Source organism: Hymenobacter agri (assembly GCF_054778495.1).
On record NZ_BAAGZM010000654.1, the window covers coordinates 1 to 2,266 of the forward strand.

At 62.9% G+C, this 2,266-nt stretch carries 4 protein-coding genes; all 4 read left to right on the top strand.

Annotated features, from left to right (window positions below):
- On the top strand, positions 1-264 hold a 264-nt coding region (locus tag ACYVDE_RS20660; protein ID WP_460503426.1), incomplete at its 5' end, for an aminotransferase class I/II-fold pyridoxal phosphate-dependent enzyme.
- 48 nt (positions 265-312) lie between these two features.
- Positions 313-1,419, top strand: coding sequence for a bifunctional histidinol-phosphatase/imidazoleglycerol-phosphate dehydratase HisB (gene hisB, locus ACYVDE_RS20665; RefSeq protein ID WP_460503427.1), 1,107 nt, complete (start codon positions 313-315; stop codon positions 1,417-1,419).
- A gap of 66 nt (positions 1,420-1,485) precedes the next feature.
- Complete coding sequence (hisH, locus tag ACYVDE_RS20670; protein ID WP_460503428.1) at positions 1,486-2,073, top strand: imidazole glycerol phosphate synthase subunit HisH; 588 nt, start codon at positions 1,486-1,488, stop codon at positions 2,071-2,073.
- Between the two features lie 26 nt (positions 2,074-2,099).
- The coding region (locus ACYVDE_RS20675) for a HisA/HisF-related TIM barrel protein (RefSeq protein ID WP_460503429.1) at positions 2,100-2,266 on the top strand (167 nt) is incomplete at its 3' end.

The window sequence follows — 2,266 nt, forward strand, 5'->3', positions numbered from 1 at the left end:
GGCCGCGAGTGGCTGGGCCAGGAGCTAACCCAGCTGCCCATCGTGGAGCATATTTTCCCCTCCGACGCCAACTTCCTGCTGGTGCGCTTCAACACCGACGCCACCGCCGTGTACGACGAGCTCAGCCGCCGCGGCATCGTGGTGCGCAACCGCACCACCCAGCCCAGCTGCGCCGGCTGCCTGCGCCTCACGGTGGGTACCGCCGCCGAAAACACGCAGCTGGTGCAGGCCCTGGCCGAAATCGGGGCCACGGTGGCCGTGTAGGCGCCGCCCAACCATTGTTCATTCCTCACTGCTCTATTGATATCTGATTTGAAAAAGGCTCTGTTCATCGACCGCGACGGCACCATTCTGGTGGAGCCGCAGCCCAGCCAGCAAATCGACGGCCTCACGCCCGATAAATTCCAGTTCCTGCCCGGGGCCATCAGCAACCTGGCGCGCATTGCCCGCGAGCTGCCCGAGTACGAGCTGGTGCTCGTGACCAACCAGGACGGCCTGGGCACGGCCAGCTTCCCGGAAGACACTTTCTGGCCGGCTCACCAGCTCATGCGCGACCTGCTGGCTAACGAAGGCGTTCACTTCGCCGCCGAGCACGTCGACCGCAGCTTTGCCCACGAGAACCTGCCCACCCGCAAGCCCGGCACGGGCCTGCTGGGCCATTACCTCGACCCGGCCAACGGCTACGACCTGGCCAACTCCTTCGTCATCGGTGACCGCCTCACCGACGTGCAGCTGGCCGAAAACCTCGGCAGCCAGGCCATTCTGATAGGAGAGGAGCCCGACCCACGCGCCGCCCTCACCACCACCAGCTGGGCCGATATTTACCGCTTCCTGCGCTACCCGGCCCGCGTGGCCGTTATCGAGCGCAACACCAACGAAACCCAAATTACCATCCGTCTCAACCTCGACGGCTCGGGGCAGTGCGACATTCATACCGGTCTGGGTTTCTTCGACCACATGCTCGAACAGCTCGGACGTCACAGCGGGGTTGATTTACACATTAGTGTAAAAGGTGACCTGCACATCGATGAGCATCACACCGTTGAGGACACGGCTCTGGCCCTGGGTACAGCCTTTTCACAGGCCCTCGGCGACAAGCGCGGCCTGGCTCGCTACGGCTTCCTGCTGCCCATGGACGAGGCCCTGGCTCAGGCAGCCATCGACTTTTCGGGCCGGCCCTGGCTGGTGTGGGATGCTGAGTTCAAGCGCGAGCGGGTAGGGGACTTGCCGACGGAATTGTTCTTCCACTTCTTCAAGTCCTTCACAGACAACTCCCGCGCCACGCTCAACATTTCGTGCCGCGGCGACAACGAGCACCATAAAATCGAAGCCATCTTCAAGGCAGTCGCCAAAGCCATTAAAATGGCCTTGCAGCGCGACGAGTCGGCAGCTATTCCGAGCACGAAAGGTATTTTGTAATCATTAATTCGTTTGCGCCAAATGTATAATATCCGATATTAACATTTGGCGCAAACACCCTCCGCTATGGAAATCGCAGTTGTAGACTACAAAGGGGGCAATGTGCAGTCGGTGCTGTTCGCCCTCGAACGCTTGGGCGCCCGCCCCACGCTCACCGCCGACCCGGAGCTGCTGCGCCGGGCCGATAAGGTGCTGTTTCCGGGCGAGGGCGAAGCCTCGTCGGCCATGCAGGCCCTGCGCGAAGCCGGCCTCGATAAGGTGCTGCCTACGCTCACGCAGCCCTTCCTAGGCATTTGCCTGGGCATGCAGTTGCTGGGGCAGCACAGCGACGAGAATGACACGCCTATGCTCGGCCTGCTGCCCTTCCACGTGCAGCGCTTCGTGCCCGATACCACCTATAAGGTGCCCCACATGGGCTGGAACAACCTGCAGGAGCTGCGCGGCCCGCTGTTCGAGGGCCTCACGGCCGCCGACCACGTGTACTTCGTGCACAGCTACTACGCCCCGGTGGGCGAGTACACTACGGCGCAGTCGTCGCACCCGGCTCCCTTCAGCGCGGCGGTGCAGCACCGCAACTTCCACGGCGTGCAGTTCCACACCGAGAAAAGCGGGCCGGTGGGCACGCGCATTCTGGCCAATTTCCTGGCCCTCTAACCTCACTCTTTCTTTCGATTCGCTCCGTGGAAATCATCCCCGCCATCGACCTCATCAACGGGCAGTGCGTCCGGCTTAGTGCCGGCGACTTTGCCCGCCAGACCACCTATGATTTCGACCCCGTGGCCGTGGCCCAGCGCTTCGCCGATGCCGGCCTGCGCCGCCTGCACCTCGTCGACCTCGACGGTGCCCG